Raw genomic sequence first — 25,547 nt, forward strand, 5'->3', positions numbered from 1 at the left:
CTCCGTGGGGGGACGGACGGTGTCCGCCCGGGTCACTCCCAGGGTAAGGAGGTCCGGGGCGGCCGCGCCTGCGGGAGCCGGGGTCACGGGGGCCGCTCGTCCCAGCACCGGTCGGTCTCCAGCACCTCCTCCAGATCGCCGAGCCGGTCCAGTCCCTGCACCGCCCGGGAGGTGCGCCGGTTCCCGGCGAGCAGGGCGCGGTGGCGGTGGCTGAAGGCCCAGTAACCGGTGGTGAAGGGGCAGGCCCGGTCCCCGACGCGGTCGCCCGGCCGGTAGGCGCAGCCCCCGCACAGGTCGCTCATGCGGTGGATGTAGGCCCCGCCCGAGGTGTACGGCTTGGTCGTCATCAGGCCGCCGTCGGCGTACTGGGACATGCCGGTGACGTTGGGCAGCATGACCCAGTCGTAGCCGTCGACGAAGCAGCGGTGGAACCAGTCGGTGACCGCCCGCGGGTCCCAGCCGCGCTGGAGGGCGTGGCTGCCGAGCACCATCAGGCGCGGGATGTGGTGCGTCCAGCCGGTGTCGCGCACCTGGGCGAGGACGGTGGCGAGGCAGCGGGCGGTGACCGCGTCGGCGTCCAGCTCCAGGAACCACGGGGGCAGCGGGGCGTGGTGACCGAGGGCGTTGCGCCGGCGGTAGTCGTCCCCGAAGTACCAGTAGAGCTGCCACACGTACTCGCGCCAGCCGGCGACCTGCCGGACGAACCCCTCGACGCTGTTCACCGGGGCCTTCCCGGCCCGCCAGGCCTCCTCGGCGGCGGCGACCACCTCCAGCGGGTCGAGCAGGCCCAGGTTGAGGGAGGACGACAGCAGGCTGTGGCTCATCACCGGGTCGGCGGCGAGCACGGCGTTCTCGTGCGGGCCGAAGCCGGCGAGGCGGTGGTCGATGAAGCGCCGCAGGGCGGCGAGCGCCTCGCGCCGGGTGGCGGGGAAGAGCCGGGGCCCGTCGCGGCCGACGAAGCGGACGCCGTGGTCGCGTTCGAGGCGGTCCAGGTCGGCGCGGACCTCCGCGTCGATGTCGTCCTCGCGGGGCCGGTAGGGCCGGGGCGCGCCGAGGGTGCGGGCGCCCTTCGGCGGGGGCTCGCGGTTGTCGTGGTCGTGGTTGAACCGGCCGCCGGCCGGGGTGCCGCCGTCCATGAGGAGGTCGTGGGCGCGGCGCACCCAGTGGTAGAAGTCCTCCTGCCGCAGCCGGCCGGTGTGCCCGTCCGCCCAGGCGCGGAAGGCGTCCTGCGGCATCAGGAACCCGCGCGCCGGCAGCACGCGCACCTGCTCCAGTGAGCGGACCAGGCGCAGTGCCGCCCAGGAGGTGGGGTGGTGCACGGTGACGGGAGCCCTGCCGACGGCCTCGCGCAGGCCCTCCCGGTAGGTCTCGGCACGGATGTAGCGCACCCGGTCGCCCAGTTCGGCGGCCCGGTGCCGCATGGCGGAGAGCACCAGGTGGGCCTTGGCCCGGTGGAAGCGGCGCCGGCGCAGCACCGAGCGGGCCTCGATCATCAGCACGGGGGTGCCGGGCGCGGGGCCGTCCTCGTCCGGGGTGAGGAAACGGGGGCCGAGCTGGTCGCCGAACAGCCAGTGCGCGGCGTCGTCGTGCGTCCTGCCGGCACCGGTGAGGTCGTTCGCCACGGTGACCGTCCCCTCTCCTCGCGGCTGCCGGGCGCGGTCCTGCTCGCGCGTCCGTCTGTGTCCACCGTGCGGAGCGGCACCCCGCTGCGCCGCACAGGTCGGGCCGGTCGGGTGACCCGGCCGCACGGAATGAACGGCGCGCACGATGGTTGAAGCAGGTATGAAAAAGATCGGGTTCCTGTCCTTCGGGCACTGGACGCCGTCTCCGCACTCGCAGACCCGCTCCGCGGCGGACTCGCTGCTCCAGGCGATCGACTTGGCGGTCGCGGCGGAGGAGCTGGGGGCCGACGGCGCCTACTTCCGGGTCCACCACTTCGCGCGGCAGCACGCCTCCCCGTTCCCGCTGCTCGCGGCGATCGGCGCCCGCACCGACCGCATCGAGATCGGCACCGGGGTGATCGACATGCGCTACGAGAACCCCCTGTACATGGCCGAGGACGCGGGGGCCGCGGACCTGATCTCCGGCGGCCGCCTGCAGCTCGGCATCAGCAGGGGCTCCCCGGAGCAGGCGCTCGACGGCTGGCGGCACTTCGGGCACCGGCCGCCGGAGGGCGGCACCGACGCGGACCTGGCCCGGGCCCACGCCGAGCGGCTGCTGGAGGTCCTGAAGGGCGAGGGGATCGCGGAGCCCCACCCCAGTCCCATGTTCGCCAACCCGCCGGGCCTGCTCCGCGTCGAACCGCACGCGGAGGGGCTGCGGGAGCGGATCTGGTGGGGGTCGAGCTCCGACGCCACCGCGGTGTGGGCGGCCGGACTCGGGATGAACCTGCAGAGCTCGACGCTGAAGGACGACGAGAGCGGCGAACCGCTGCACGTCCAGCAGCGCAAGCAGATCGAGGCGTACCGGGAGGCGTGGCGGGCCGCGGGCCACACCCGGGAGCCGCGGGTGTCGGTCAGCCGCAGCATCTTCGCCCTCGTCGACGACCGGGACCGCGCCTACTTCGGGCGGGAGCGGCACTCGCAGGACCAGATCGGCTACATCGACCCGACCACCCGCGCCGTCTTCGGCCGGTCCTACGCCGCCGAGCCCGACGTGCTCGTCGAGGAGCTGGCCCGGGACGAGGCGATCGCCGCGGCCGACACCCTGTTGCTCACCGTGCCGAACCAGCTCGGTGTCGAGTACAACGCGCACGTGATCGACAGCATCCTGACGCACGTGGCGCCGGGGCTCGGGTGGCGCTGACCGGCCGACGGCTGTGCCGCACGGGAGGTGCGGCACAGCCGTCCGGGGCCAGGACGGAGAGTCAGGCCAAGGGGGAGGTCACGGCCCAGCTCGTGTCGTCGGCCCAGGAGGTGGCGCTGTCCCAGGCGTGGGAGCCGCCGTCGGAGGCCACGTACGCGGCGTAGGTGTAGTGGCGGACGAAGTCGGCGGGGTAGTTGGCCGACCGCAGCGAGACGCCCTGGCCGTTGTGGGCGGCCTGCGGGCAGAAGGTGGCGTCCAGCCGGGCCAGCGCGGTGTCGACGGTGTCGACCCGCAGCCGGAAGTCGTAGTGGCGCAGGTACTGGCCCGGCTTGTCGGCGGACTCGAACGACACGCACGAGGCGTCGCCCAGCCCGGCGCGCACGGTCCAGGTGGCGGCGGCGCGGTCGGCGGCCGGGCTGGAGGAGGACGTCGCCGCGATGACGGCGTTGGCGTCGGCGGTGTTGTGCCGCAGGTAGTCGGCGGTGCAGCAGGGGGTCGTGGCCCGCAGGGAGACGCGGGAGCCGACGGTGGGCGCGCCCGCCACGGGGGACGTGGCGTAGCCGGCCGCGTTGATGTTGGACTGGACGGCGTTCTCGGTGGCGTCGCTCGGGAAGCCCGACGTCAGGACGCCCTCGTAGAAGGTGCCGGCCGATCCGTTGCTGTTGTCGCCGCCGATGCCGAGGATGATGGCGCCCTCCTTCTTCATCGGGTTGTAGCCGGTGGCGTTGGGCCGCGGACCGTCGTAGGCGGTGGCCAGGCCACCCGACTGCGCGTTGCCGGAGCGGATGGCCCAGTGGTTCGGGCCGCCCTTGACGGCGGCGGTGAGGAAGCGGTGGCTGACGCTCGGATTGCCCGCGTTGTAGCCGCGGTTGACGCCGGAGAACAGGCCGTTCTCGAGGTCGGCCATGACCCAGGGGCCGTTGCCGGAGCCGTAGCCCCAGGTCCTGCTGTTGCCGAAGTAGATGGTCTCCATGGTGCCGTTGCCGTTGTCGCGGCTGTTGGTCTCGGCGTTGCCGTAGTCGAAGCAGCAGCCGCCGTTGTAGTGGGTGCCGTCGAGGACGGCGTACATGCCTTCCGGCTGGTCGCCGGTGGCGATGCCGTTGGTGCTGTTGTCGCGGTAGCCGGTGCCGGGCGCGATGAAGACGCCGTACGCCTTGTGGCCGCCCACGGTCACGGGTGCGGCGGAGGCCTCGGCGAGGTTGTCGTAACCGCCGGCGGCGGGCCCCTGGAAGCCGCCGGGCGGTGCCTGGGTGAGGTGGTTGCCGCGGCCGGACTGGTCGTACAGGACGGTGATCAGACAGCTCGTGCCGGCGCAGAACGCGTCCTGTGCGGCGGCGTCGGCGTAGCCGCCCGCGCCGAGCACGCCGATGTCCCGGGTGGCGCCGTCGGAGGCGCGTGTCACCTGGTACAGGCGGCTGTTGTACGCGGAGTACAGGGCGCGGGTGGTGCTGTGGGCGGCGACGCAGGGGGTGCCGCCCGCGGCGTACAGGTCGCAGGGCAGCGAGCCGGCGGCCGCGGCGCTGGTGCTCGCGGAGGTCTGGGCCGCGAACACGGCGCTGACCAGGGCCAGTGCGAGGGCGAGCAGGACGAGTGGCCTGGCCCGCCAGGTGGGGGGCGTTGTCACCGACATGGGCGGTCTCCTGGGGATCGGGGGGTGGAGTCCGGTCTCTGCTTAGTCATGCGCATGACATCCACGACCGCGTCGGTATGGTCGATATACCGAACACTGTTCGTGAATTCGTCGAGGACCCTAGGGACACCGTGACGGGCAGTCAATACACCGGTACGCAAAGCATGGTGCGCGGCCGGCGGGGGCGCACCGTCACGGGACGGAACGGAGCGCCCCCGCACCCCGAGACACCCCCTAGCTCCGCTCCTTCGCGCCCCGGGCCAGGCGGCTCGGCCACCACACCGTGCGGTCGATGTCCCGGACGAGGGCCGGCACCAGCAGCGACCGGACGACGACGGTGTCCAGCAGCACGCCGAACGCCACGATGAAGGCGATCTGCGCGAGGAACGCGAGGGGGATGACGATGAGGGCCGCGAAGGTCGCCGCCAGCACGACCCCGGCCGAGGTGATGACCCCTCCGGTGGCGATCAGTCCGCGCAGCACGCCCTGCCGGGTGCCGTGGCGCAGCGTCTCCTCCCGCACCCGGGACATCAGGAAGATGTTGTAGTCCACGCCGAGGGCGACCAGGAAGACGAACCCGTACAGCGGGACGGAGGCGTCCGTGCCGCTGAAGCCGAAGCCGTGCGTGAAGACCAGGCTCGCGATGCCCAGCGTCGCCAGGTAGTTGAGCGCCACGGTCGCCACCAGCAGCACCGGCAGCAGCAGGGAGCGCAGCAGCAGCACCAGGATGACCAGGATGATCGCGAGGACGACCGGGATGATGAGCGTGCGGTCGTGTTCCGCGGTGCGCTGGGTGTCGTACTGCTGGGCGGTGTAGCCGCCGACCAGGGCGCCGGCGTCGAGGGCGTCGAGCCGGTCCCGCAGCCGGCTCACGGTGTCCTTGGCCGCCTCGCTGTCCGGCGCGGCCGTGAGGGTCGCGTCGAGGCGGACCCGGCCGTCGACCACCAGCGGTGTCCGGCCCGGCGCGCCCGACGCGGTCACCGCGCGGACGTCCGCCACGCCCCGCGTGCCGGCGGCGGCGCGTGCGACCTCCGCCCGCTTCGACGCGTCGGCGATGATCACGGCCGGCTGGCCCGAGCCGCCGGGGAAGTGCTCGCCGAGGGCTTGCTGCGCGGCGACGGACGGGGCGTCGTTGATGAACAGTTCGTCCAGGGGCACGCCCTTCGACTCCAAGGTGGGGAACAAGGCGGCCGCAGCGACGAGCAGGGCCGTCGTGCCCAGCCACAGCCGTCGGGGGCCGCTGTCCACCCGGTGGGCGACCCGTCGCCAGATGCCGTGGCCGCCCGTCTCCGCGTCGGCCGACCGCGGCCTGGCCGGCCAGAAGGCGGCCCGGCCGAGCAGGGCGAGCACCGCGGGCAGGAACGTCAGCGTGGTGAGCACCGCGCACACGACGCCGATGGCACCGACCGGCCCGAGCGCCCGGTTGTTGGTCAGGTCGCTGATCAGCAGGGCCAGCAGGCCCAGGGCGACGGTCGCGGCGCTGGCGGTGATCGCGCCGAGCGACCCGCGCAGGGCGGCGAGGGCGGCGGCCGCCTTGTCGTCCCGGTGCGCCAGCTCCTCGCGGAAGCGCGCCGTCAGGAGCAAGGCGTAGTCGGTGGCCGCGCCGATCACCAGGATGGACAGGATGCCCTGGACCTGCCCGTCGACGCGTACGACGTCGTGGTCGGCGAGGACGTAGACGAGGGCGCAGGCCACGCCGAGCGCGAAGACGGCGCTGACGATGATCAGGAACGGGAGCAGCACGCTGCGGTAGACGAGCACCAGGATGACCAGGACGGCGGCCAGCGCCACGCCGAGGAGGATGCCGTCGATACCGGCGAAGGCGTCCCCGAGGTCGCCCTGGGTGGCGGCGGGCCCGGCGAGCTGCACCCGCGTGCCGGGGACCTCGCCCGCGGTCGCCCGCACCTGGTCGAGCACCTCGGGCAGCCGCTCCCCCAGGCCGGGACCGAGCGGGACGACGCCCTGCAGTGCCTGGCCGTCCTGCGAGCGCAGCGCGGGCGAGGGCCTGCCCTCGACACCGTCGGCGTCGGCCAGCGAGGCCAGCCGCCGGGTGGCGTCCGCCTGCTGGGCGGCGCTGACCTTCCCGCCGTCCCGTGCGGTCCACAGGACGACCGCGGGCAGGGTCTCCTCCTGGTGGAAGGCCTTCTGCTCCTCGATGACCCGGGTGGACTGGGCGTTGCGCGGCAGGAACGCCGCCTGGTCGTTGGTGGCGACCTCGCCGAGCTTGCCCGCGTAGGAGCCGAAGGCTCCGCCCAGACCGAGCCAGACGAGGACGAGGACGAGGGGGACCAGCCGGCGGGCCGGTCGGCGCAGGGCGTTCATGCACTTCCCAACGGGCGCGAGGACGACATCGACGGAGGGGTGCCTCCCACGAGGCGACTCAAACGTGAAGCATCTCAGTGACGAAGTATCTCAATCATTGAGTGATCGTATCCTGAGGGGTATGGAACGCAGCAGCCGGGACAGCCGGACCGCACCCGCCGACGACAGCGCCGCGGACGAGGCCACCGTCCCCGACCTGCACACCTACGCCGTCCTGCTGCGCACGCTGAACAGCGAGTTCAACCGCCATGCCCACGCGTTCGCCCAGGGTCACGACCTGCACGCCACCGACGTCCACGCCCTGGCGGCCATCCTCGACTCCACGGCCCTGGAGGGCCGCCCGATGACCCCGTCGCGGCTGGCCGAGCGCCTGAACCTCACCTCCGGCGCGGTGACCGCCTGTCTCGACCGGCTGGAGCGGGCCGGGCACATCAGCCGGACCCGGGACAGCGCCGACCGCCGGGTCGTGCACCTGGTCTACAACCCCGGCGCCCGGGCGCTCGCCCGCCAGTACTTCAGTCCGCTGGCCCGCAGCACGGAGGCGACGATGCGGCAGTTCACGCCCGAACAGCTCGCCACGGTCGCCGACTTCCTGCGCACCCTCCACCAGGAGCTGGGCGCGGAGGCCGCACGCGGCCGCACAGCCGGATGAGCGGTCATGGACGCAGCGGGTAGGCGTGGGGAGACGGCGGCGGGCGGGTGTGGAGGAGGCGCAGTGGACTGGCGGGACTTCGCCGAGCAGATGGCGACGATGGCGCGTGATCTCCTGGCACAGGATTCGGTCGATGCCACGCTGGAGCGCATCACCCGGTCCGCGACCGAGCTGGTCGAGGGGTGTGACGCGGCCGGCGTGCTGATCCTGCACGGCGCGACCGTGGAGACCCTCGCCCCCACCCACCAGCTGGTCCTCGACAGCGACCGGCTCCAGGAACGCCTGGAGGAGGGCCCCTGCTTCGACGCGGCGCGCAGCCGCACCGGCGAACACGTGTTCCGCATCCCGGACCTCACCGCGCACGAGCAGCGCTGGCCCGCCTACGCTCCCCCGGCGCGGGACCTGGGCGTGGGCAGCATGATGGGCTTCCTGCTGTACACCGAGGACCAGGAGCTCGGGGCGATGAACCTCTACGCCCGCCACCCGGGCGCGTTCACCCGGGACAGCGAGACGGCGGGGTGGCTGCTGGCCTCGCACGCGGCCGTGGCCCTGTCGTCCGCCCGCACCCACGCGCAGTTGGGCGAGGCCATCGCCACCCGGCACACCATCGGCGAGGCGATGGGCATCCTCATGGGCGGTCACCGGCTCTCCGAGAGCCAGGCGTTCGACGTGCTGCGCCGCTACTCGCAGGAGCGGAACATCAAGCTGCGCGAAGTGGCCCGTCGGGTCTGCGAACAGGGCGGACTGGAGCCCTGACCGGGCGGCCCGAGCCGGACACGGGATGAGCGTGCACCCGGCTCGGGCCGGAGGCCACCGCGAGCGCCGCGGCGTCCGCCGTAGGGCCACCGAACGCGGCTCCGTATTCCACCGGGCTGCCCGCATCCGGAAGGGGTCGGGCAGCCCAAGAGAAGTGCGGGGGCCGCGGACCAATCCGCCGGCCGTCCGGCTCCGGATTCCACCGGACCATCGCGCAACCCCCACGGGAGGAGCCTCGTGAAAGAGCCGGTCTTCATCGGCAGGAAACCCGTCGCCGAACCGGACCTGGAAGAGCTGGTCGGCCGGGTGGCCCTCGGTGACCAGGAGGCGTTCGCGGCGGTGTACGACGTGGTCGCGGGCCCCGTCCTCGGCGTGGTGCGCAGCGTGCTGCGGGACCGGGCGCAGTCGGAGGAAGTCATGCAGGAGGTCCTGGTGGAGGTGTGGCGCACGGCGCCCCGCTACCGGTCGGACCGGGGCACGGCGATCAACTGGATCCTCACCCTCGCCCACCGGCGCGCGGTGGACCGGGTGCGGTCCGTCGAGGCCTCGGCGGAACGGGAGCACAAGGCGGCCCTGCTCGACCAGCTCCCGGAGTACGACGAGGTGACCGAACAGGTGCAGACCCGGCTCGAGCGGGAGCAGGTGCGCCGCTGCCTGCGCACGCTGACGGAGCTGCAGCACCAGGCCGTGACGCTGGCCTACTACCGCGGCCTGACCTACCGTCAGGTCGCCGAGGCGCTGGCCCTGCCCCTGGGCACCGTGAAGACCCGTCTGCGCGACGGACTGATCCGGCTGCGCGACTGCCTGGGGGTGACCGCGTGACCACGCGCCACGACCTGCACACGCTGACCGGCGCGTACGCGCTGCACGCCCTCGACGAGGACGAGCGGGCCGCGTTCCGGCGGCACCTGGACCACTGCGACTCCTGTGCGCAGGAGGCCGCCGAGTTCTCCGCCACGGCGGCCCGGCTCGGCCTGGCCGCGGTCGACACGCCCCGCCCCGTCCTGCGCGAGCAGGTGCTGCGCCGCGTCACGGCCGTACGGCAGGAGCCGCCGGGCAGCGCCGCCGCCGCGCCCGCCCGGTGGCGGGGCACCCCGCGCAGGCGGCGCGCCGCGCAGTGGGCGCTCGCGGCCTGCCTCGCGGGCGCCGTGGGCCTGGGCGGGGTCGCCGCGTGGCAGCACGACCGGGCCGAACGGGCCCACGTCGCCGCCCAGCGGGCCGAACAGCGGGTGAGCGACATCAGCGCGGTCCTGTCCGCGCCGGACGCCCGCACGGCGAGGGCCCGGTTCGACGGTGGTGCCGACGGCACGCTCGTCGTCTCGCGCCGGCTCGACCGGGCGGTGTTCGTCGCGGCCGGGATGGACCGGCCGCCCGGCGGCAAGGTGTACCAGCTCTGGCTGAACGACCACGGCACCATGCGCCCGGCCGGGCTCATGGACCCGGGCCGCGAGAGCGAGGCGGTGCTGCTGCACGGTGACGTGGTCTCGGCGTCGGGCGTGGGCATCACCCTGGAACCGGCCGGCGGATCGGACCGCCCGACGTCCGCGCCGATCGCGCTGGTGGCCTTCCCCGCGTGAGCGGGCGCCGGTGTTGGTCACCGACGCCGTGTCACTGACAGGCTCGTGCTCCCCCAAGGGTGCGTCTCCGCCTTCGCCGGGCGGCAGGGGGGACGCGCCGCCCCGGGCGGCCGCCCCGTCCGGCGCCCACGCGGTAACCGGATGCGAGGAGGGACATCGTGGAGGACGCGTCGTCCGCCCCGGCGCAGGGGCGTGCCGCGGCCGCCGTGCCGCCGCGTGAGGCGTGGCGGAGGAAGATGCGGGAGGACGTCCTGGACGCGGCGCGCTCCATGGCCGCGGAGCGCGGCTGGGACGCTGTGAGCCTCTCCCAGGTGGCGGCCCGCGCCGAGGTGTCCCGGCCGTCGGTGTACAAGGAGTTCGGCAGCCGCGGCGGGCTGAGCCGGGCGCTGGTGCAGCGGGAGGCCGAACGCTTCCTGGGCGGCGTGGCGGCGGCCCTGCGACGGCCCGCCGCGACCGCGTCGGACGCCCTGTCCGCCGCCGTCCTGCACGCCCTGCGGGAAGCCCGCGACAACACCCTGGTGGCCTCGGTGGTCCAGGCGGCCCGCGAGGGCAGCGACTCCCTGCTGCCCTACCTGACCACCCGCTCGGAGCCGGTGGTCGCCGGGGCCCGGGAGTTGGTGCGGTCCTGGTACCAGGCGCACTACCGGCACCACGACGACGTGCGGACGGACCAGGCGGCCGACGTCATCGTGCGCCTCACCCTGTCCTGCATCGTTCTGCCTCCCCCCGCCCACAGCTTGCACGAGACGGCTGAGTTCATCACCGCCGCTGCCCTGGGGGTGCTGGAACGGCGCGCCGACCCGCCCCGTCCGGACGACGCCATGACCTGACGGGATATCAGAACGTTGACAGCGCGTCCCCGATTGTCAGCGTGAGCCGGTGGTGCCACGCTCTGCCAGGCGTCCGGGTCCCGGAGCCGCAACCCCACCCGGGCACCGCCGCGGCCGACGAGCCGTCCGGCGCCCGCACCCCCGGCATCCGGCGGCGCACCGCGCCGCGGAGCCGCCGACCCCCGAGGAGCGCAGCACGATGACAGCCCCGTCGACGACGCCCCCTCCCGCGCAGGCCGCCCCGCCCTGGCGCGACCGCAAGCGCTACGCGTGGCTGCTCGGCCTCGCCGTCCCCACCCTGCCCTTCCAGGCCGCGGCACTGGTCGCGGCCACCGGCTGGGCCCCGCTGTGGTGGTGGGGGCCGTTCTTCGCCTTCGTGCTCATCCCGGTGCTGGACGCGGTGATCGGCCCGGACCAGGAGAACCCCCCGGATGAGGCGATCCCGCTGCTGGAGCAGGACCGCTACTACCGCTGGTGCACCTACCTGTACCTGCCCCTGCAGTACGCCGGTCTCGGCTACGCCTGCCTGCTCTGGTCGCGGGGCATGACCGTGCCGGACGCGCTGGGTCTCGCGGCCACCGTGGGCGTCGTGGCCGGCGTCGCCATCAACACGGCGCACGAACTCGGGCACAAGCGGGAGACCGCCGAACGCCGGCTCGCCCGGCTGGCCCTGGCCCAGGCCGGTTACGGCCACTTCTACGTCGAGCACAACCACGGGCACCACGTGCGCGTGGCGACCCGCGAGGACCCGGCCAGCTCACGGCTCGGCGAGAGCGTGTGGGCGTTCCTGCCGCGCACGGTCCTGGGCAGCCTGCGGTCCGCCTGGCACCTGGAGGCCCGTCGCCTGAACCGCCGCCGGCAGCGCACCTGGTCGCGCCACAACGACGTCCTCACCGCCTGGACACTGACCGCCGCGCTCTACGCGCTGCTCGCCGTCTGCTTCGGGCCGGCGGTCCTCCCCTGCCTGCTGTTCCAGGCCGCGTGCGGCATCCTGCTGCTGGAGACGGTCAACTACCTGGAGCACTACGGCCTGTTGCGCGAGCGACGGCCCGACGGCCGGTACGAGCGGGTCGCCCCGCGCCACAGCTGGAACAGCAACAACACGACCAGCAACATCTTCCTGTACCAGCTCCAGCGGCACTCCGACCACCACGCCAACCCGCTGCGCCGCTACCAGACCCTGCGCCACTTCGACGAGGCGCCCCAACTGCCCTCCGGATACGCGTCGATGATCGTGCTGGCGTGGCTGACACCGCTGTGGCGGCGGGTGATGGACCCCAAGGTGCTGGCGCACTACGGCGGTGACGCCGAGCGGGCCAACCTGCACCGCCGACGGTGACGTTCACGTACTTGAACTCCATGCACATGGGTGTACCGATCCTCCTCCCCTGTGTCACGCTCCTGACAACTGCCTGCCCGTCGTCACGAGTTGGGGGTCACCCACGCATGGCCGTTTCCCGGCGCACAGTGCTCACCACGGCAGCCGCCGTCACCGCCGTCCAGGTCCCCGCCGCACCCGACGCCCGAGCCGCGGCGGCGATGCCGGCGCCCGCCGAGGTGAGACGCACCCTGGAGTCCGCGGCGGAGTACGCCGTCGAGAAGGTGCGGGCGGTCGCCCCGCAGGTCACCGGCTTCCCCGTCGGGACGAAGTTCGAGAAGTGGGTGTACTCGCAGAACGGCGACTGGGTCGGCGGCTTCTGGCCGGGCACCCTGTGGCTGGCACACCTGTACAGCGGCGACACCGCACTGCGGACGGCGGCCCTCGACTGGGCCCGCCGGCTCGCTCCGCGCCAGTACGACACCACCACCCACGACCTCGGTTTCCTGTTCGGCCCCTCGTGGGTCACCGCCTGGCGGCTGACCGGCGACCCGTACTGGCGGGCGGGCGCCCTCCAGGCCGCCGACACCCTGATCCGGCGCTTCAATCCCCGCGGGCGCTTCCTCAGGGCCTGGGGCCGGCCGGACGAGACGGCCAACGCGGGCCGCGTCATCATCGACACGATGATGAACCTGGACCTGCTGGCCTTCGCCAGCCGGGAGTCGGGGGACGGCCGCTACCTCGACATCGCCGTCCAGCACGCCACCACCACCCAGCGGCACTTCCCCCGGCCCGACGGCTCCACCCCCCACGTCTTCGACTTCGACCCGGACACCGGCGCCCCCGTCGGCCCCGGCACGGTCCAGGGCTACAGTCCCGCGTCCTGCTGGTCACGGGGCCAGGCCTGGGGGATCTACGGCTTCACCACGATGCACCGCCGCACCGGCGACCCCGCGTTCCTGGGCACCGCGCGCCGGCTCGCCGACTTCGCCGTCCGCGCGCTGGGCAGCGACCACGTGCCCGTGTGGGACTACCGCGCGCCGCAGCAGCCGTACGACGTCAAGGACGCCTCGGCGGGCGCCGTCATGGCCTGCGGGCTGTGGGACCTGGCCGCCGTGACCGGCGAGGGCGCCTACCGCGACGTGGCGCTGCGGCTGCTCACCGCGCTGTCCCGGACCTGTCTGACCCGGGCGTCGGCGCGCGCCGACGCGGTCGTCGCCCGGTGCACCCGAAACCGGCCGGCCGAGGACGGGGTCGAGATCTCGCTCCCCTACGCCGACTACTACCTGCTCGAAGGCCTCCTGCGCGTGCTGCGCCCCCGGGACGCCGACCGGGCCCTCGACCTGTCCAGCCACTGACCCGTCGGGGTGCACCTCGAAGCCCCGGGCAGCCACCGGCCGGTGCGGCCACACCGCACGCAGCCCACGCGCGAGAGCAAGGAGACAGGCGAGATGACCGGCAACGACAGCGCGGGCACCCCCGGCATCAGCAGGCGCACCCTGCTCGGCGGTGCCGCCGTCGGCGCGCTCGGCGCCGCGACCGCGGGCCCCGCCGCGGCCGGCCCCGGACAAGTGCCGCGACTCTGGCGCGAGTTCACGCGCGACCCCGTCCGGCACCCCCAGATCCCGTTCGTCGGACGGTCCGGGTACGGCGGCGGGGCGACGCGGCTGCCCCGGCCGCCGGTCGTGGCCGACGTACGGGACTTCGGTGCCGTGGCGGACGGGCGCACGGACTGCGCCCCCGCCATCAACCGCGCCCTCGCGGCCGCGGGCGAGGCGGGCGGCGGCACCGTCACCGTCCCGGCCGGCACCTTCCGCATCGACGGCCTGATCCGCCTCGGCCACTCCCACGTCGTCCTGCGCGGCGCCGGCAGCGGCCGGACGACGCTGTACGCGACGAGGAACCTCACCGAGCTGATCGGCCCGTACGGCTCCCGCTACGGCGGCGACAAGTCGTCGTGGTCCTGGGCGGGAGGTCTCATCTGGCTGACTCCGCAGGCCCGTTGGGACTCGCTGACCGAGGCGATCAGGGCGCGGCAGTGGCCGTTCGAGGGCTGGACCGGCAACCGGCGCGACGAGTGGCGCACGCTCGCCGCCGTCGCGCCCGCCCGCCGGGGCGACCGGACGGTGACCGTCACCGACCCGGCCGGCCTGCGCCCCGGCGCCCTGGTCCTGCTGCGCCTCGCCGACGACGCCGGGCACACCCTGCTGCGGCACATCGCCGGGGACGGCCCCGGCACCGCCGCCTACCCCTGGGACGACAAGTCCAAGCTGCTGTCGTACGTCCCCTACGAGTGGCCGGTCCGCGTCACCCGGGTCCACGGCCACCGGGTCACCCTGGAGCGGCCCCTCCCCCTCGACGTGCGCCCCGAGTGGGACCCCCGGCTCACCACGCACGTACCGGAGCTGACCGGTGCGGGGGTCGAGGGGCTGACGCTGGAGGCGGTGGAGACCGTGCAACGCCCCCACCTCCTCGACCTGGGCCACAACGGCGTCGTGCTGCAGTGCGCGTACGACTGCTGGGCGGACGACGTGACGGTCCGTCACACCGACAACGGCTTCGGCCTGGTCGCCGCCTCCGCGTGCACCCTGCGCCGGACCCGGGTCGCGGGACGCGGCTCCCACCACCCGTACTTCTGCCGCGAGGGCTCGCACGACAACCTCGTCGAGGACTTCACCATCGAGGAGCGCACCGCCCCCGCGCCCGCCGGCACCCAGCTCCACGGCATCAACGTCGAGGGCCTGTCCTCGTACAACGTCTGGTCCCGGGGGGACATGCGCATGGGCACCTTCGACAGCCACCGCGGGCTGCCCTTCGCCGGGGTCCGCACCGACATCACCGTGACCAACGACGGCCGCCACGGCGGCGACGCGAGCGCCGGGCCCCTCTTCGGTGCCCGCTTCACCCACTGGAACATCCGCGTCACCAACGGGCGCGCGGGCCTGGTGAAGATCGACGGCCTGGCGCCCTGCTCCGCGACCGTGGGGATCAACGAGGTCCGCGAGTTCGACCAGATCGACGTCCCCGACTTCGACGGCGACCTGAACAGCCGGCTCGAGCTGTACGGCACGAGCGACGTGGTGCGTCCGCGCAACCTGTACGAGGCCCAGCGGGCCCACACGAAGGGAGCCGGCCGATGAGGACCGGGCACCGCAGGACCGCCGTCCTGGTCACCGTTCTGGCCGCGTGCGCGGCGCTCGTCACCGGGGGCGCCTCACCCGCCGCCCCCGCACCGGCGGCACCCGTCGCGCACGGGGTCCCCCGCACCGTCGTCCTCGACGGCGCCCGCCTGCACCGTACGAAGATCCGTCTGGAGCACGGTGACGCCCCCCTGCGGCGAGTGGCCCGGACGCTGACCGCCCGCGCCGACGCCTGGCTCGGACAGGGCCCGTGGACGGTCGTCGACAAACCCCGCCCGGCACCCGGCGGCGACGTCCACGACTACCTCAGCCAGGCGCCCTACTGGTGGCCCTCCCGACCGCCCGGCCCCGACAACCCCTGGGGCTGCCCGTACGTGCAGCGCGACGGGCAGCGCAACCCCGAGGTCGACACCGGCACCGACCGCCAGGACCTGGAGAAGGTCGTCGACTCGGTGTACGACCTCTCCCTCGCCTGGTACTACACCGGCGACGGCCGCTACGCCCGCAAGGCGTCCCAGGTCCTGCGCACCTGGTTCCTGGACCCGGCCACCCGGATGAACCCCCGCCTGGACCACGCGCAGTTCATCCCCTGCCGGTACGACGGCCGGGCCATCGGCATCATCGACTTCTCCCAGTCGTACACCGGCGTCCTCGACGCGATCGCCCTCCTCGACACCGGCGCCCCCGGCTGGTCCGCCGGTGACCGTGCCGCGATGACCCGGTGGAACGAGGACTTCCTGCGCTGGCTGCGCGACAGCGACTTCGGCCACCAGGAGAGCGCCGCCACCAACAACCACGGCACCTTCTACGACCTGCAGCTCGCGGCCCTCGCGTACGCGACGGGCGACGAGGACCTGGCACGCCGTACCGTCCGGCAGGCGGCGACCACCCGCATCACCCCGCAGATCGCCGCCGACGGCAGCCAGCCCCAGGAGCTGGCCCGCACCCGGAGCTGGCACTACTCCGCCTTCACCCTGGTCGCCCACACCCGGCTGGCCGCGATCGGCCGGCACGTGGGCGTGGACCTGTGGGGCTACGAAGGCCCGGACGGGCAGAGCCTGTCCAAGGCGGTCGACTACCTGCTCCCGGGCGCCACCGGGGCCGCCGCCTGGCCGCACCCGGAACTGGAGTTCCACCGCTACGCCGCGACCGACGTCGTCCACGCGGCCGCCGACGCGGGGGACCGCCGGGCCCGCGAGGCCCTCGCGTCCCTGGAGGCACCGCCGGGAGGCGACCTGTGGCTGCTGCGCCCGGCGCCGGAGCAGCTCGACTCGATCGCCGGGTGAGCGTCGGGGCCCGCCGTCCGGGCCCGGCACCTAGGGGGTGTCTCCCTGGTCACTGGCTGCGCACCACCACGCCGTCCAGCAACGCCCGCAGGTCGCGCGCCGGCCGGGCGGGAGTCCTGATCCGGTCGAGCTCCGACAGCGCCGCGGCCCTGCACCGCCGCGCCGCCGCGAGCGCCGCCTCGCGTCCCCCCGCTTCCTCGGCCAGCTCCGCCGCCGAGGCCACGTCCCCGTCCGCTTCGAGCAGCGCGGCGAGACGACGGGCGGCGGGGTGGCCGCTGTCCAGGGCGGACACCACCGGCAGGGTTTTCTTCCGCTCCCGCAGGTCCCCGTGGACGGGCTTGCCGGTCACGGCGGGATCGCCCCACGTGCCCAGCACGTCGTCCGCGATCTGGAAGGCGACCCCCGCCTGCCGGCCGGCGCGGTCGAGGCCGGCCACCACGGCCGGGGACGCGCCGGCGAGCAGCGCTCCCAGGGCCAGCGAACAGCCCAGCAGCGCACCGGTCTTGCCCTCGGCCATGTGCCGGTACTCCGTGCTCCGCACGCGGTGTGGCCCGGTCCACGGGCGCCCCGCGAACAGCAGGTCGTCGGCCTGTCCGCGTACCAGGTCGCCCAGCGCCGCCGACAGCAGCCGTACGCCCTCGACCCCGCCGGCGGACGTGGCGAGGGTGTCGACGGCGAGCGCGAAGAGGGCGTCGCCGGCGAGGACGGCGGGGCCGGTCCCGTACGCCCGCCAGACGGCGGGACGGCTCCGGCGCACCGGGTCGCCGTCCATGATGTCGTCGTGCAGGAGCGAGAAGGTGTGCACCAGTTCCACCGCCACGGCGGCGGGCACCCCTGTCTCCGGGGGCGCTCCGGCGATCTCCGCACCCAGCACGGCCAGCGCCTGCCGTAAGCCCTTGCCACCGGGGGCGGTGACCGGCGCGCCGCCCACGTCGCACCAGCCGAAGGAGTAGGCGGCCATCTCACCGACCCAGGGGTGCAGTCGGCCGACGGCCTCCCGCAACGCCGGCCGGGTCAACCGCGCGCACCGGTCGACGATCCGGGCCGGTACCGCCGGTACGTCGGTCACCGTCACGCGGAGACCTCCTCGTCCGGGACGAACTCCGCCTGGGCCCGGGCGACCATCTCCCGGGCGTGCCGCAGTCCGATCCGCTCGGTCAGCCGGGCGAGTTCGGCCAGTTCGGCCGCCGTCGCGGCGCGGTCACGGCCCAGCCGGGCCAGTGCCTTGGCCAGCCCGAGCCGGGCCAGCGTCTCACCGCGCGGCTCGGTCATCTCGCGGAACTCCGCCAGCGCGTCCTGGTACAGGTCACGGGCCTCGGCGTAACGCCCGGCGCGGTAGAGGACGTTGCCCCGCATCTTGAGGTTGTAGGCGAGGGCGCTCTTCAGCTTCATCTCCCTGCACATGGTCTCGGCCTGCGACAGCAGGGACAGGGCCCGCTCGGTGTCGCCGTCGCGCACGGACACGACGTCCGCGAGGCCGCGCAGGGCCCAGGCGTGCCCCCGCCGGTCGTCGGCCCGGGCGGATATCTCGGCCGCCTCGGCGAACAGGGCGTGGGCGCTGTCGTACTGGCCGGTGTTGCGCCGCATCTGGGCGATGCCCTCCAGCGCCCAGACGGTGTGGCGGGCCTCCCCGCGCTTGCGGGCCTCGTCGAGGAGTTGCTCGTGCAGCCGGCCCACGGCCTCGTAGTCCCCCTGGATGCGGCCGGTCTCCGCGAGACCCGCCAGCGAGTACCCGCGGACGACGACGTCCCCCGCCTGCTCGCCGAGTTCTGCGGCGAGTGCCAGCAGCCGGCGGGCCAGCGGGAACGCACCCCGCTGGCGGGCCAGGGTGCCGCCGCTCCAGAGCGCCCAGGCCATCCCCGCAAGGTCCCCGGCCTCCCGGGCCGTGCGGTAACTCGCCTTCCAGGCCCGCTCGGCCTCGCGCACCTGGCCGAGGCGCCGGTGCGCCTCGGCCACCGCCAGGCCCGTGCGCGCCGCCTCGGCGGTCCGTCCGGCCCGCACGGCCTCCTGCATCTGCTCGGTGCCTGCCGCGAGCACGTCCGCCAGCGGTGCGTTGACGGACAGGGTGGTGAGGGCGCCCTGGTACTCCGGGGCGAATGCCTTGCCGTACATCGAAGCCTTTCCGTTCGGTGGCCCGGACCCCCTGGTATACACGTCGCGTATACACCAAGCGTATAGTCCGGCGGCCGTCAGCCCTTCTGCCGAGGGAGGGGAGAGAGGGCTGCGGCCCGTTCGTCGTCCGACAAGACGGAGGATCACCGTCCGGGGTTGCCTCGGCCGGCCGACGAAAGGCGCGGGGACGACGAGCGCGCACACCGGCCGGGCGGTGGGCTCTTCTTCACGAGCGAGGAGCCCACCGCCCGACGTCCTGCGTCAGCGGCTGCTCGTCGTCTCGATGTCGATGACGCGGTCGTACCGCTCCAGCAGCACGAAGAGCTTGGTCGTCCGGACCGTCCCCCCGCTGCCGAACGTCAGGGTGACCACGACCTCGTGACCGTTGCCCACGGCGCCGTTGTCGCTCACGGTCCACCGCGTCGGGACGTTCTGGGCGCGCAGGACGCCGTCGGCGCCGTTGGCGTTCTCCCAGGCCGCGAGGCGTGCGGCGAACTCGGGCGTCAGGTAGTGCGCGCGCAGGGCCGTGGCGAGCGTGGCGTCCGGGTCGGTGTAGTCGCCCCTGGCGTCGATGTACGCGCCGTAGAAGTCGGCGACCCGGGTCACCGCCTGGCCCTGCGTGCCGGTCACCGGCCGGGGTGCGGCACTGGCCGTCCTGACCGGGGCGGCGACGGACGCCTGCGCCGACACCTGGGCCGACACACCGAGCCCGACGGCGAGGGCCAGGGCGGTGGCGACGGCGGCGCGGCGGCCGGGACGGCGCGCAGCGGAGGGCTTGCTGTTCATGTGCGTGTTCCTTCTCTGTGCGGTCAGCGGGATTCAGCAGGTCGAACTGGTCGAGATCCGGATCCCGGTGACGCTGTACGCGCTCGAGAAGACGGTCTCGTTGTCGGGCGGCAGACAGATCGAGGTCCCGTCCTGCAGCCGCAGGTACGCCACGTCGTCGTCGCGGGTGTTCACCACGTGGTAGTGCGGGCGGGACCGGACCGTCTGGTAACCGCTCGTGACGTCGCGGTACTTCGTGACCGGCGTGCCCGCCTCGTAGGCGTGCTCGTCCACGTAGAAGCAGACGTAGGGGTACGGGCAGCCGTGGGTGGCCGGCTCCGCGTGGGCGGTGGGCGCGGCGGTCGCGGACAGGGCCGCCACGGCCAGGCCCACGCTCGCGAGGGCTGCGACCTTGCGGACGGACTCCATCGAACCTCCAGGGAAACGGGTGCGTCGTCGGTGGGGGCCGCGCGGGCAGCGGCGGCCAGCGCGGCGCCCGCCCAAGGGCCTTGAAGTCGCCACCGGTTGGTCTCGGACCCCGGTCGGTGCGACACCAGGAGCATCGGCGGCCGCCCACGTCCCGCGCAACGATCTCCGCCCCCTCCGGGACGGTGGAACCATCCCAGCCCGTCTGACGTGCAGGGACATGGGTGCCTGGGATGCGGGATCGCGGGCCGCGACGGAGGAACGGTGTCGATGCGGGACGAGGTCGAGGAGTTCGCCGCGCTGTTGCGCGCGCTGAAGGACCGTACGGACCGCAGTTACGGCTCGCTGGCCCGGCGGGTCGGCATGAACACCTCGACGCTGCACCGGTATTGCACCGGCGAGGCCGTACCGCGCGACTTCGCGCCCGTCGAGCGGCTCGCGGCCTTCTGCCGGGCCGCGCCGGACGAACGGCTCGCACTGCACCGGCTGTGGCTGTCGGCTGTGGCCGCCCGGCAGGGGACGGTTCCCGGCGGTCCGCCCGAGTCAGGGGCGGACGCGGACGCGCACCGGGAGGCAAGTCCGGAGGCGGACGGTCCGGCCACGGACACGGGAACGGAGACGGGGACGGGGACGGACACGAACCCGGACACGGCCCCGGGCAGGGAGCCGGCCGCCACCGACTCCGCCTCCTCCGTCACCGCCCGTCCCTGGTACCGCGGCCGAGGCGTCCTGGTGTCCACCGCCGTCGCCTGCGGGCTCCTCGCGACCGTGCTGGGCAGCGCCGCCCTGTCGGACGGCCACTCCCCCGGGACGAGCCCGCCCCTGTCCGCCGGCTCGCGCACGACCGCCGCCCCCGGCGTGCCCCACCGCTCGATGACGTCCTCGTCGAAGGCCCCCGCAACGTCCGCGACGACCGGGTCGATCGCCCCCACCGGCACCCGCGGCCGTCCCACCACCGCGGCGGAGCCCGCCACCGTCCCGCCCCTCGCCTGGGCCACGGACCCCCTGGTCTGGGACAAGGGCTGCGACCACGACTACGTCATCGACAAGCCGCCCTCCGAGGTGCCCCCGCCTCCGGTGGAGCAGGACGCTGGCCTGTGGGCGGCGACGCAGCACGCGGTGCACGGGCGGCACACCCTGGTGCGGATCACGGTGCAGGGCCGGTCGGACACGGCCGTGGTCCTCGAAGCGCTCCACGTCCGCATCGCGGGCCGCGACGCCCCGGCCGCCGGCAACGCGTACGGCATGGGCCAGGGCTGCGGCGGAGACCTCGCGCCGCGCCGGTTCGCGGTGGACCTGGACATCGACCGTCCCGTCGCCCGCCCCCAGGACGGCGCGGACGTCGGCAGGCGCCTTCCCGCGGTCCGCTTCCCGTACCGCGTCTCCGCCGAGGACCCCGAGGTGCTGCTGGTCGACGCGACGACCCGGGCCCACGACACCCGCTGGTACCTCGAACTGGACTGGTCCTGTCAGGGCCGCACCGGCACGGTCCGCATCGACGACCACGGCCGCCCGTTCCGGACCACCGGCATCACCGGCCGGCCGCACTACTGGTACGGGAGGAACGACGCGGGCGAGCGCGCCTGGGTCCCCGATCACCCGCAGCCCTGAGCGCACGCGTCCACCGCCCCCGTCCCCGGCCCCGCACCACGGGGTCAGGGCCGGGGACGGCCCGTGTCAGCCGCCGATGCCCGAGTCCTGCGCGGCCGCGACGATCGCCGTCGCGTCCTCCGGCAGCAGGTAGCCGGCTTCGACGGAGCGCTGCGCGGCCGTGCGCACCTTGCCCACGTAGTCGGCGTGGGTCGGGTACAGGCGGCTGAGCACCGGTTCCGCGGTGGGCGGGAACGACGGGTCGGACGGGTCGCCGTCGTCGTGGCGGTCCCAGGCGTCGGCGTCGCCGTTCCAGGGGTCGCGGGCGCCGTACAGGCCGCAGAAGACGCCGCTGTCGGTGGTGTCGCGCAGGCCGGTCAGCGTACGGGTGGGCACGGTGACGTCCGGCAGGCGCACCCCGCCGGTGGCCAGGCCGGTGGCCGGGTCGCGCAGCACGGTGCTCAGCGGCTGACCGCTCGGCGGCCGCGGCCCGCCCCGCGCCCAGCCGGCCAGGTGGCGCAGCGCGGCGTTCATCGCCCAGTGGCCGGGTCCGTCGTTGAAGGGGGCCGAACCGGCGGCGCAGTCGGCCGAGGGCGCGGCCGAGCCCGCCGACTTCTCCACGGTCGGCTGGCCGAGGTCGTAGGCCCACTGGTCGCCGTGGGCGGTGCCGGCCAGCTCCCAGTGCACGACGCTCGCGGTGTCCGGCTGCCGGGCGACCGAGGCGCCCGGCACGTCGGTCTCGGTGAGCACGACGAACGTCGGCACCGACAGGTCGGTCCTGATCCGGGACGGGTTCGGCATGAGCAGGGTGTCGGCCAGGGAGCCGGTGATCGGGGCGGCGACGGCGCTGTTGCTGTGCACCATGAAGCCGTCGTACACCTTGGACACCGGCTGGACGGCGTTGACGTACGTGGTCATGAAGCCGGCCGACTGGGACTCGCCGTCGGCGAGCAGGGTGCGCACGGGGAGCCCGCCCAGCGGGTCGGGTCCGTTCGGGGCGCGCAGCGCCTGGCCCGCCTGGGAGAAGATGTCGTAGGCGAAGGCGTCGCCGGGGTGGACGAGGCTGCCGTACCGCGCCGGGTCCCAGCCCTTCAGGCCCTTGATCTCGCCGAGGCCGCCGTTGACGCCGACGGCCTGGGCCGAGACGCCGACCCAGGCGTAGCCCTGCCGCAGCAGCTCGTCGCGCTCGAACCAGTAGTCCGGGGAGAGGTCGATCTGGCCGCTGACGTTGAGCCATTCCACGACCACGGTGCCGTTGAACTTCGCGGGGTCGGTGGGGCGACGCACCAGCAGGCGGCTCTTGTACGCGGCGGTGCCGGACGCGCGGACGTTCCACCGTCCGTCCGACGTCCACAGTCCCGACTTGGCGTACGACGTGGCGGTGCCGGAGAGGAAGTACTCGCTCTCGGTGTAGCCGTACGAGCCGAGGTCCTCCGCCGCGGCGAGGAACGGGAAGCCGTGGCTGCCGGCGGGTGGGACGGTGATCGTGGGGCCGGCGGCCGCGGCGGTGGCGGCCGCGGCCGGGGTGGCCTGCGGAACGTGGAGCAGGGCGCCGCACAACAGCGCCCCCAGCGCGGTGGCGGTGACGGACCGCCGGGCGGAGCGGGCAGGGATGCGCACGAGGTGCCTCCGTGAGGGAAGGGGGTCTCCGGGCTTGCGACCGCAGTGTCACCGCACGGCGCCGGCCTTGGCATCGGCAAATCCACCGGTGTCACGGGGCGACCCTCGGCTCCGGCCCCGTCCGTCCGCCCTCGGCACGCCCGGGTGAGGGCGGCCGGCGTGGGTACCCGGCGGGCATGTTCACGCGTGCGCTGTGGCAGGGGCTGGTGGCGGGTGCCGCCGGAGGTGTCGTGATGACCCTCGGCGAGAAGGCCGAGCAGGCCCTCACCGGCCGGCCCGACTCCCATGTCCCGGGGAGGGTCCTGGAACGGCTGGCCGGCCTGCCCGAACGCCCTGGCAGGCAACCGTTGCCGGTCAACTGGGCGATGCACTTCGGCCAGGCGGCCCTGCTCGGCGTGGTCCGGTCGGTCATGGCCCAGGCCGGGCTGCGCGGACCGGTCGCCTCCGCGAAGTTCGCCGTCGTCCGCCTCACCAACGACCAGATCCTGGAGAACGCGACCGGTGTCGGCGCCCCGCCGTCCACGTGGCCCCGCAAGGAGCTGGTCGTGGACCTCCTGCACAAGGCCGTCTACGCCTTCGCCACCGGCGCCGTCGCCGACGCCCTGGCCGCCCGTGACGGCCTCGGCCCGGGACAGCGCCACGCCGCCGCACGCCCCGGCCGGCACAGCGACGTCGGGCCCCTCCCCCGCGGGTCGTCCACCCGGTGAGGGAACGCGTGGCCGCCTCCTCACCCGGCTGCTGACGGGACGGGGGCCGACGCGTCCCCGTGCGCGCCGGCCCCGCCGCTGTCACGCCGTGTGCAGGCGCAGCCCGTACCGGTTCAGGATCTCGTTGATCGGCTGGAACCAGGTCTCGCCGCCGCTGCTGCAGTTGCCCCAGCCGCCGGAGGTGACGCCCTGCGCCTGGTCGCCGGAGATGAACGAGCCTCCCGAGTCACCCGGTTCGGCGCACACGTTGGTCTTGGTGAGCTGGTGGACGGCGCCCTGGCTGTAGTTGACCGTCTCGTTCTGCGCGAGCACCGTCCCGCAGTGCCAGTGGGTCGTGGAGCCGGAGCGGCAGACGGACGCCCCGACGGGGGCCACGTTCGACCCGCGCACCAACTGGTCGGGCACGGTGCCCCAGCCGAGGACCACGGGGACGGTCCACCAGCCGCTGCCCACGCTCACCCAGGAGTAGTCGTTGTCCGGGAACGAGGAGCCCTGGAAGGTGCCGATGTAGGTGTGGTCCCAGCCGCTCACCCCCGCGCCGGGCTGCCCGCAGTGGCCGGCCGAGACGAAGCCGCCCTGTACCGAGAAGCCGATGGAGCAGCGCACGTTGCCGGTGTAGTACGGGTCGCCGCCGACCGTCCCGGCCGCGAACGTGCGCGGGGCGGCGTTCACTTCGCGGACCTGCACGGGGCCGGCCCTGAGGGCCTTGGCGACGAACGCCCTGACATCGTTGTCCGCTCTGCGGTCCGCGACGACGTCGACCACCACGCGGTTGGCCCGGGGGTCGACGCGCCAGGCGGCGACGCCCCGGGGAGCGCGGGCGGCGTCGAGGTGCTTCTTGGTGGCGTCCAACTGGGCCGAGGAGTAGGTCGCCCGGCGGACGTCGGCACCCGCTGCCCGCAGCCTGCCGGTGCGGGACGGATCGGTCGAGGCGACGGTGAGCCGGCCCGTCGACGCGTCGAACCAACTGCCCGCGTAGGAGCTGCCGGCCAGGCTCCGGACGCGCTGGTCCAGCGCGGTGGCCCGCCGTTCGGCGAGGAGGCGCTGCTCGGCCTCGCCCTTGGTGAGGTGCAGGTCGCGCTGCATGGCCCGCAGCAGGCCCGGGGACGGTTCGGCGGCGGCCCGGGTGCCGGCGGACGGGTCCGGGGCGGCCTGGGCGGTCGGGGAGAGGACGGCGGCGCCGGCTCCGAGGGCGATCAGTACGGCGGCGACGGCGCGCGGTCGTAGGGGACGCATGGAGTGCTTCCTTCCGTTCGTGGGGGGCGCGTCGACCGCGAAGGGTCGGCGCGCTGACGGTGAGAGCGCTCTCAACTCCAGGCCGGAGGTTACGCCGACCCGGTCAACTGGTCCATACCTAGCGCCGGTTGACTCCGATCCTGGCGTACCGCAGGACGCGTTCAGGCCATGCCGGCAGGGCCCGCGCGCCGTAGAGTCGGGACATGCCCGAGCTGATGCCGCTGGACGCCGGTCACGCCCCGGCGGTGCTTGCGTTCGAACGCGCGAACCGCGCCTACTTCGCCGCTTCGGTGTCCGACCGCGGGGACGCCTGGTTCGACACGTTCGCCGAGCGGTTCCGCGCCCTGCTGGCCGAACAGGAGGCCGGCGTCTGCGCGTTCTACCTGCTCTTCGACGAGGACGGCTCGGTCGTGGGCCGGTTCAACCTGTACGACCTCGAGGACGGCGGCGCCGACGTCGGCTACCGGGTCGCCCGACACGTCGCCGGCCGTGGGGTGGCGACCGCTGCCGTACGGGAGTTGTGCCGGCTGGCGGCGTCGCGGCACGGGCTGCGCAGGCTGCGTGCGGCCACCGCCCACACGAACCCCGCGTCCCGGAGGGTGCTGGCCAAGGCCGGTTTCACCGCCGTGGGCCCGGCCGGCCCGGAGGCACTCGGCGGCAGGAACGGCACCTGGTACGAACGCGACCTGGCGTCCCCCTGACGCCCGATGCCGCGCAGGGCGACTCCCCGCGCGGTGAGGCTCGTCAGACCCGGGCGGTGACGCCACCCAGGAGC

At 74.3% G+C, this 25,547-nt stretch carries 22 protein-coding genes; 13 read left to right on the forward strand and 9 right to left on the reverse strand.

Annotation, left to right across the window (positions count from 1 at the left end):
* Positions 1-83: 83 nt before the first annotated feature.
* The gene (locus E4U92_RS29250; RefSeq protein WP_137303446.1) at positions 84-1,622 is read right to left on the reverse strand and encodes a cryptochrome/photolyase family protein; all 1,539 of its coding nucleotides are present in this window, start codon (positions 1,620-1,622) and stop codon (positions 84-86) included.
* Between the two features lie 160 nt (positions 1,623-1,782).
* Between E4U92_RS29250 and E4U92_RS29255 the strand changes: the two genes are divergently transcribed.
* Positions 1,783-2,805, forward strand: a complete 1,023-nt coding sequence (locus E4U92_RS29255) for an LLM class flavin-dependent oxidoreductase (protein WP_137303447.1) — start codon at positions 1,783-1,785, stop codon at positions 2,803-2,805.
* A 61-nt stretch (positions 2,806-2,866) separates the two neighbouring features.
* Here the strand turns inward: E4U92_RS29255 and E4U92_RS29260 are convergent, their stop codons facing one another.
* Entirely contained in the window at positions 2,867-4,435 is a 1,569-nt protein-coding gene (locus E4U92_RS29260; RefSeq protein WP_137303448.1) for an alpha-L-arabinofuranosidase B, read from the reverse strand.
* Between the two features lie 234 nt (positions 4,436-4,669).
* Positions 4,670-6,757, reverse strand: coding sequence for an MMPL family transporter (locus tag E4U92_RS29265; RefSeq protein ID WP_137303449.1), 2,088 nt, complete (start codon positions 6,755-6,757; stop codon positions 4,670-4,672).
* Positions 6,758-6,878: 121 nt separating this feature from the next.
* Between E4U92_RS29265 and E4U92_RS29270 the strand changes: the two genes are divergently transcribed.
* The 9 genes from E4U92_RS29270 (at position 6,879) to E4U92_RS29310 (ending at position 16,316) form a co-directional block, all read left to right on the forward strand.
* Complete coding sequence (locus E4U92_RS29270) at positions 6,879-7,409, forward strand: MarR family winged helix-turn-helix transcriptional regulator (RefSeq protein WP_137303450.1); 531 nt, start codon at positions 6,879-6,881, stop codon at positions 7,407-7,409.
* Between the two features lie 63 nt (positions 7,410-7,472).
* A complete protein-coding gene (locus E4U92_RS29275) occupies positions 7,473-8,165 on the forward strand; it encodes a GAF and ANTAR domain-containing protein (protein ID WP_229863392.1) in 693 nt (230 codons plus the stop codon).
* A gap of 237 nt (positions 8,166-8,402) precedes the next feature.
* Positions 8,403-8,987, forward strand: coding sequence for a sigma-70 family RNA polymerase sigma factor (locus E4U92_RS29280; protein ID WP_137303451.1), 585 nt, complete (start codon positions 8,403-8,405; stop codon positions 8,985-8,987).
* Entirely contained in the window at positions 8,984-9,742 is a 759-nt protein-coding gene (locus E4U92_RS29285; RefSeq protein ID WP_137303452.1) for an anti-sigma factor, read from the forward strand. The genes E4U92_RS29280 and E4U92_RS29285 overlap by 4 nt, the downstream gene beginning before the upstream one ends.
* 158 nt (positions 9,743-9,900) lie before the next feature.
* Complete coding sequence (locus E4U92_RS29290) at positions 9,901-10,572, forward strand: TetR/AcrR family transcriptional regulator (RefSeq protein ID WP_137303453.1); 672 nt, start codon at positions 9,901-9,903, stop codon at positions 10,570-10,572.
* A 199-nt stretch (positions 10,573-10,771) separates the two neighbouring features.
* On the forward strand, positions 10,772-11,911 hold the full coding sequence (locus E4U92_RS29295; protein WP_137303454.1) for an alkane 1-monooxygenase: 1,140 nt from the start codon (positions 10,772-10,774) through the stop codon (positions 11,909-11,911).
* Between the two features lie 107 nt (positions 11,912-12,018).
* On the forward strand, positions 12,019-13,248 hold the full coding sequence (locus tag E4U92_RS29300; RefSeq protein ID WP_137303455.1) for a glycoside hydrolase family 88 protein: 1,230 nt from the start codon (positions 12,019-12,021) through the stop codon (positions 13,246-13,248).
* A 93-nt stretch (positions 13,249-13,341) separates the two neighbouring features.
* Positions 13,342-15,030 (forward strand): glycosyl hydrolase family 28-related protein, encoded by a 1,689-nt coding sequence (locus E4U92_RS29305; protein WP_137303456.1) that lies wholly within the window; start codon positions 13,342-13,344, stop codon positions 15,028-15,030.
* On the forward strand, positions 15,027-16,316 hold the full coding sequence (locus tag E4U92_RS29310) for an alginate lyase family protein (RefSeq protein WP_137303457.1): 1,290 nt from the start codon (positions 15,027-15,029) through the stop codon (positions 16,314-16,316). Before E4U92_RS29305 ends, E4U92_RS29310 begins: the two co-directional genes overlap by 4 nt.
* Before the next feature lie 49 nt (positions 16,317-16,365).
* Here the strand turns inward: E4U92_RS29310 and E4U92_RS29315 are convergent, their stop codons facing one another.
* The 4 genes from E4U92_RS29315 to E4U92_RS29330 all read right to left on the reverse strand — a co-directional run bounded on the left by E4U92_RS29315 (position 16,366) and on the right by E4U92_RS29330 (position 19,622).
* A complete protein-coding gene (locus E4U92_RS29315) occupies positions 16,366-17,391 on the reverse strand; it encodes a polyprenyl synthetase family protein (protein WP_373311722.1) in 1,026 nt (341 codons plus the stop codon).
* Positions 17,388-18,428 carry a tetratricopeptide repeat protein gene (locus E4U92_RS29320; protein ID WP_137303458.1) on the reverse strand — a complete coding sequence of 347 codons (1,041 nt, stop codon included), beginning with the start codon at positions 18,426-18,428 and terminating at the stop codon, positions 17,388-17,390. The genes E4U92_RS29315 and E4U92_RS29320 overlap by 4 nt, the downstream gene beginning before the upstream one ends.
* A 261-nt stretch (positions 18,429-18,689) precedes the next feature.
* Positions 18,690-19,214 carry a hypothetical protein gene (locus E4U92_RS29325; protein ID WP_137303459.1) on the reverse strand — a complete coding sequence of 175 codons (525 nt, stop codon included), beginning with the start codon at positions 19,212-19,214 and terminating at the stop codon, positions 18,690-18,692.
* A gap of 33 nt (positions 19,215-19,247) precedes the next feature.
* Complete coding sequence (locus E4U92_RS29330; protein ID WP_137303460.1) at positions 19,248-19,622, reverse strand: hypothetical protein; 375 nt, start codon at positions 19,620-19,622, stop codon at positions 19,248-19,250.
* Between the two features lie 267 nt (positions 19,623-19,889).
* Here E4U92_RS29330 and E4U92_RS29335 point away from each other — a divergent pair, with 267 nt between their 5' ends.
* Positions 19,890-21,230, forward strand: a complete 1,341-nt coding sequence (locus tag E4U92_RS29335) for a helix-turn-helix domain-containing protein (RefSeq protein WP_137303461.1) — start codon at positions 19,890-19,892, stop codon at positions 21,228-21,230.
* 66 nt (positions 21,231-21,296) lie between these two features.
* Here the strand turns inward: E4U92_RS29335 and E4U92_RS29340 are convergent, their stop codons facing one another.
* Positions 21,297-22,829: an alpha/beta hydrolase domain-containing protein gene (locus E4U92_RS29340; RefSeq protein ID WP_137303462.1), complete on the reverse strand. Its 1,533-nt coding sequence runs from the start codon at positions 22,827-22,829 to the stop codon at positions 21,297-21,299.
* Positions 22,830-23,005: 176 nt separating this feature from the next.
* Between E4U92_RS29340 and E4U92_RS29345 the strand changes: the two genes are divergently transcribed.
* On the forward strand, positions 23,006-23,536 hold the full coding sequence (locus E4U92_RS29345; protein WP_137303463.1) for a hypothetical protein: 531 nt from the start codon (positions 23,006-23,008) through the stop codon (positions 23,534-23,536).
* Between the two features lie 81 nt (positions 23,537-23,617).
* Here the strand turns inward: E4U92_RS29345 and E4U92_RS29350 are convergent, their stop codons facing one another.
* On the reverse strand, positions 23,618-24,772 hold the full coding sequence (locus tag E4U92_RS29350) for a S1 family peptidase (protein ID WP_137303464.1): 1,155 nt from the start codon (positions 24,770-24,772) through the stop codon (positions 23,618-23,620).
* A 203-nt stretch (positions 24,773-24,975) separates the two neighbouring features.
* Between E4U92_RS29350 and E4U92_RS29355 the strand changes: the two genes are divergently transcribed.
* Positions 24,976-25,473, forward strand: a complete 498-nt coding sequence (locus E4U92_RS29355) for a GNAT family N-acetyltransferase (protein ID WP_137303465.1) — start codon at positions 24,976-24,978, stop codon at positions 25,471-25,473.
* Positions 25,474-25,547 lie beyond the last annotated feature (74 nt).

Source organism: Streptomyces galbus, assembly GCF_005280195.1.
Classification (GTDB): Bacteria; Actinomycetota; Actinomycetes; order Streptomycetales; family Streptomycetaceae; genus Streptomyces; species Streptomyces galbus.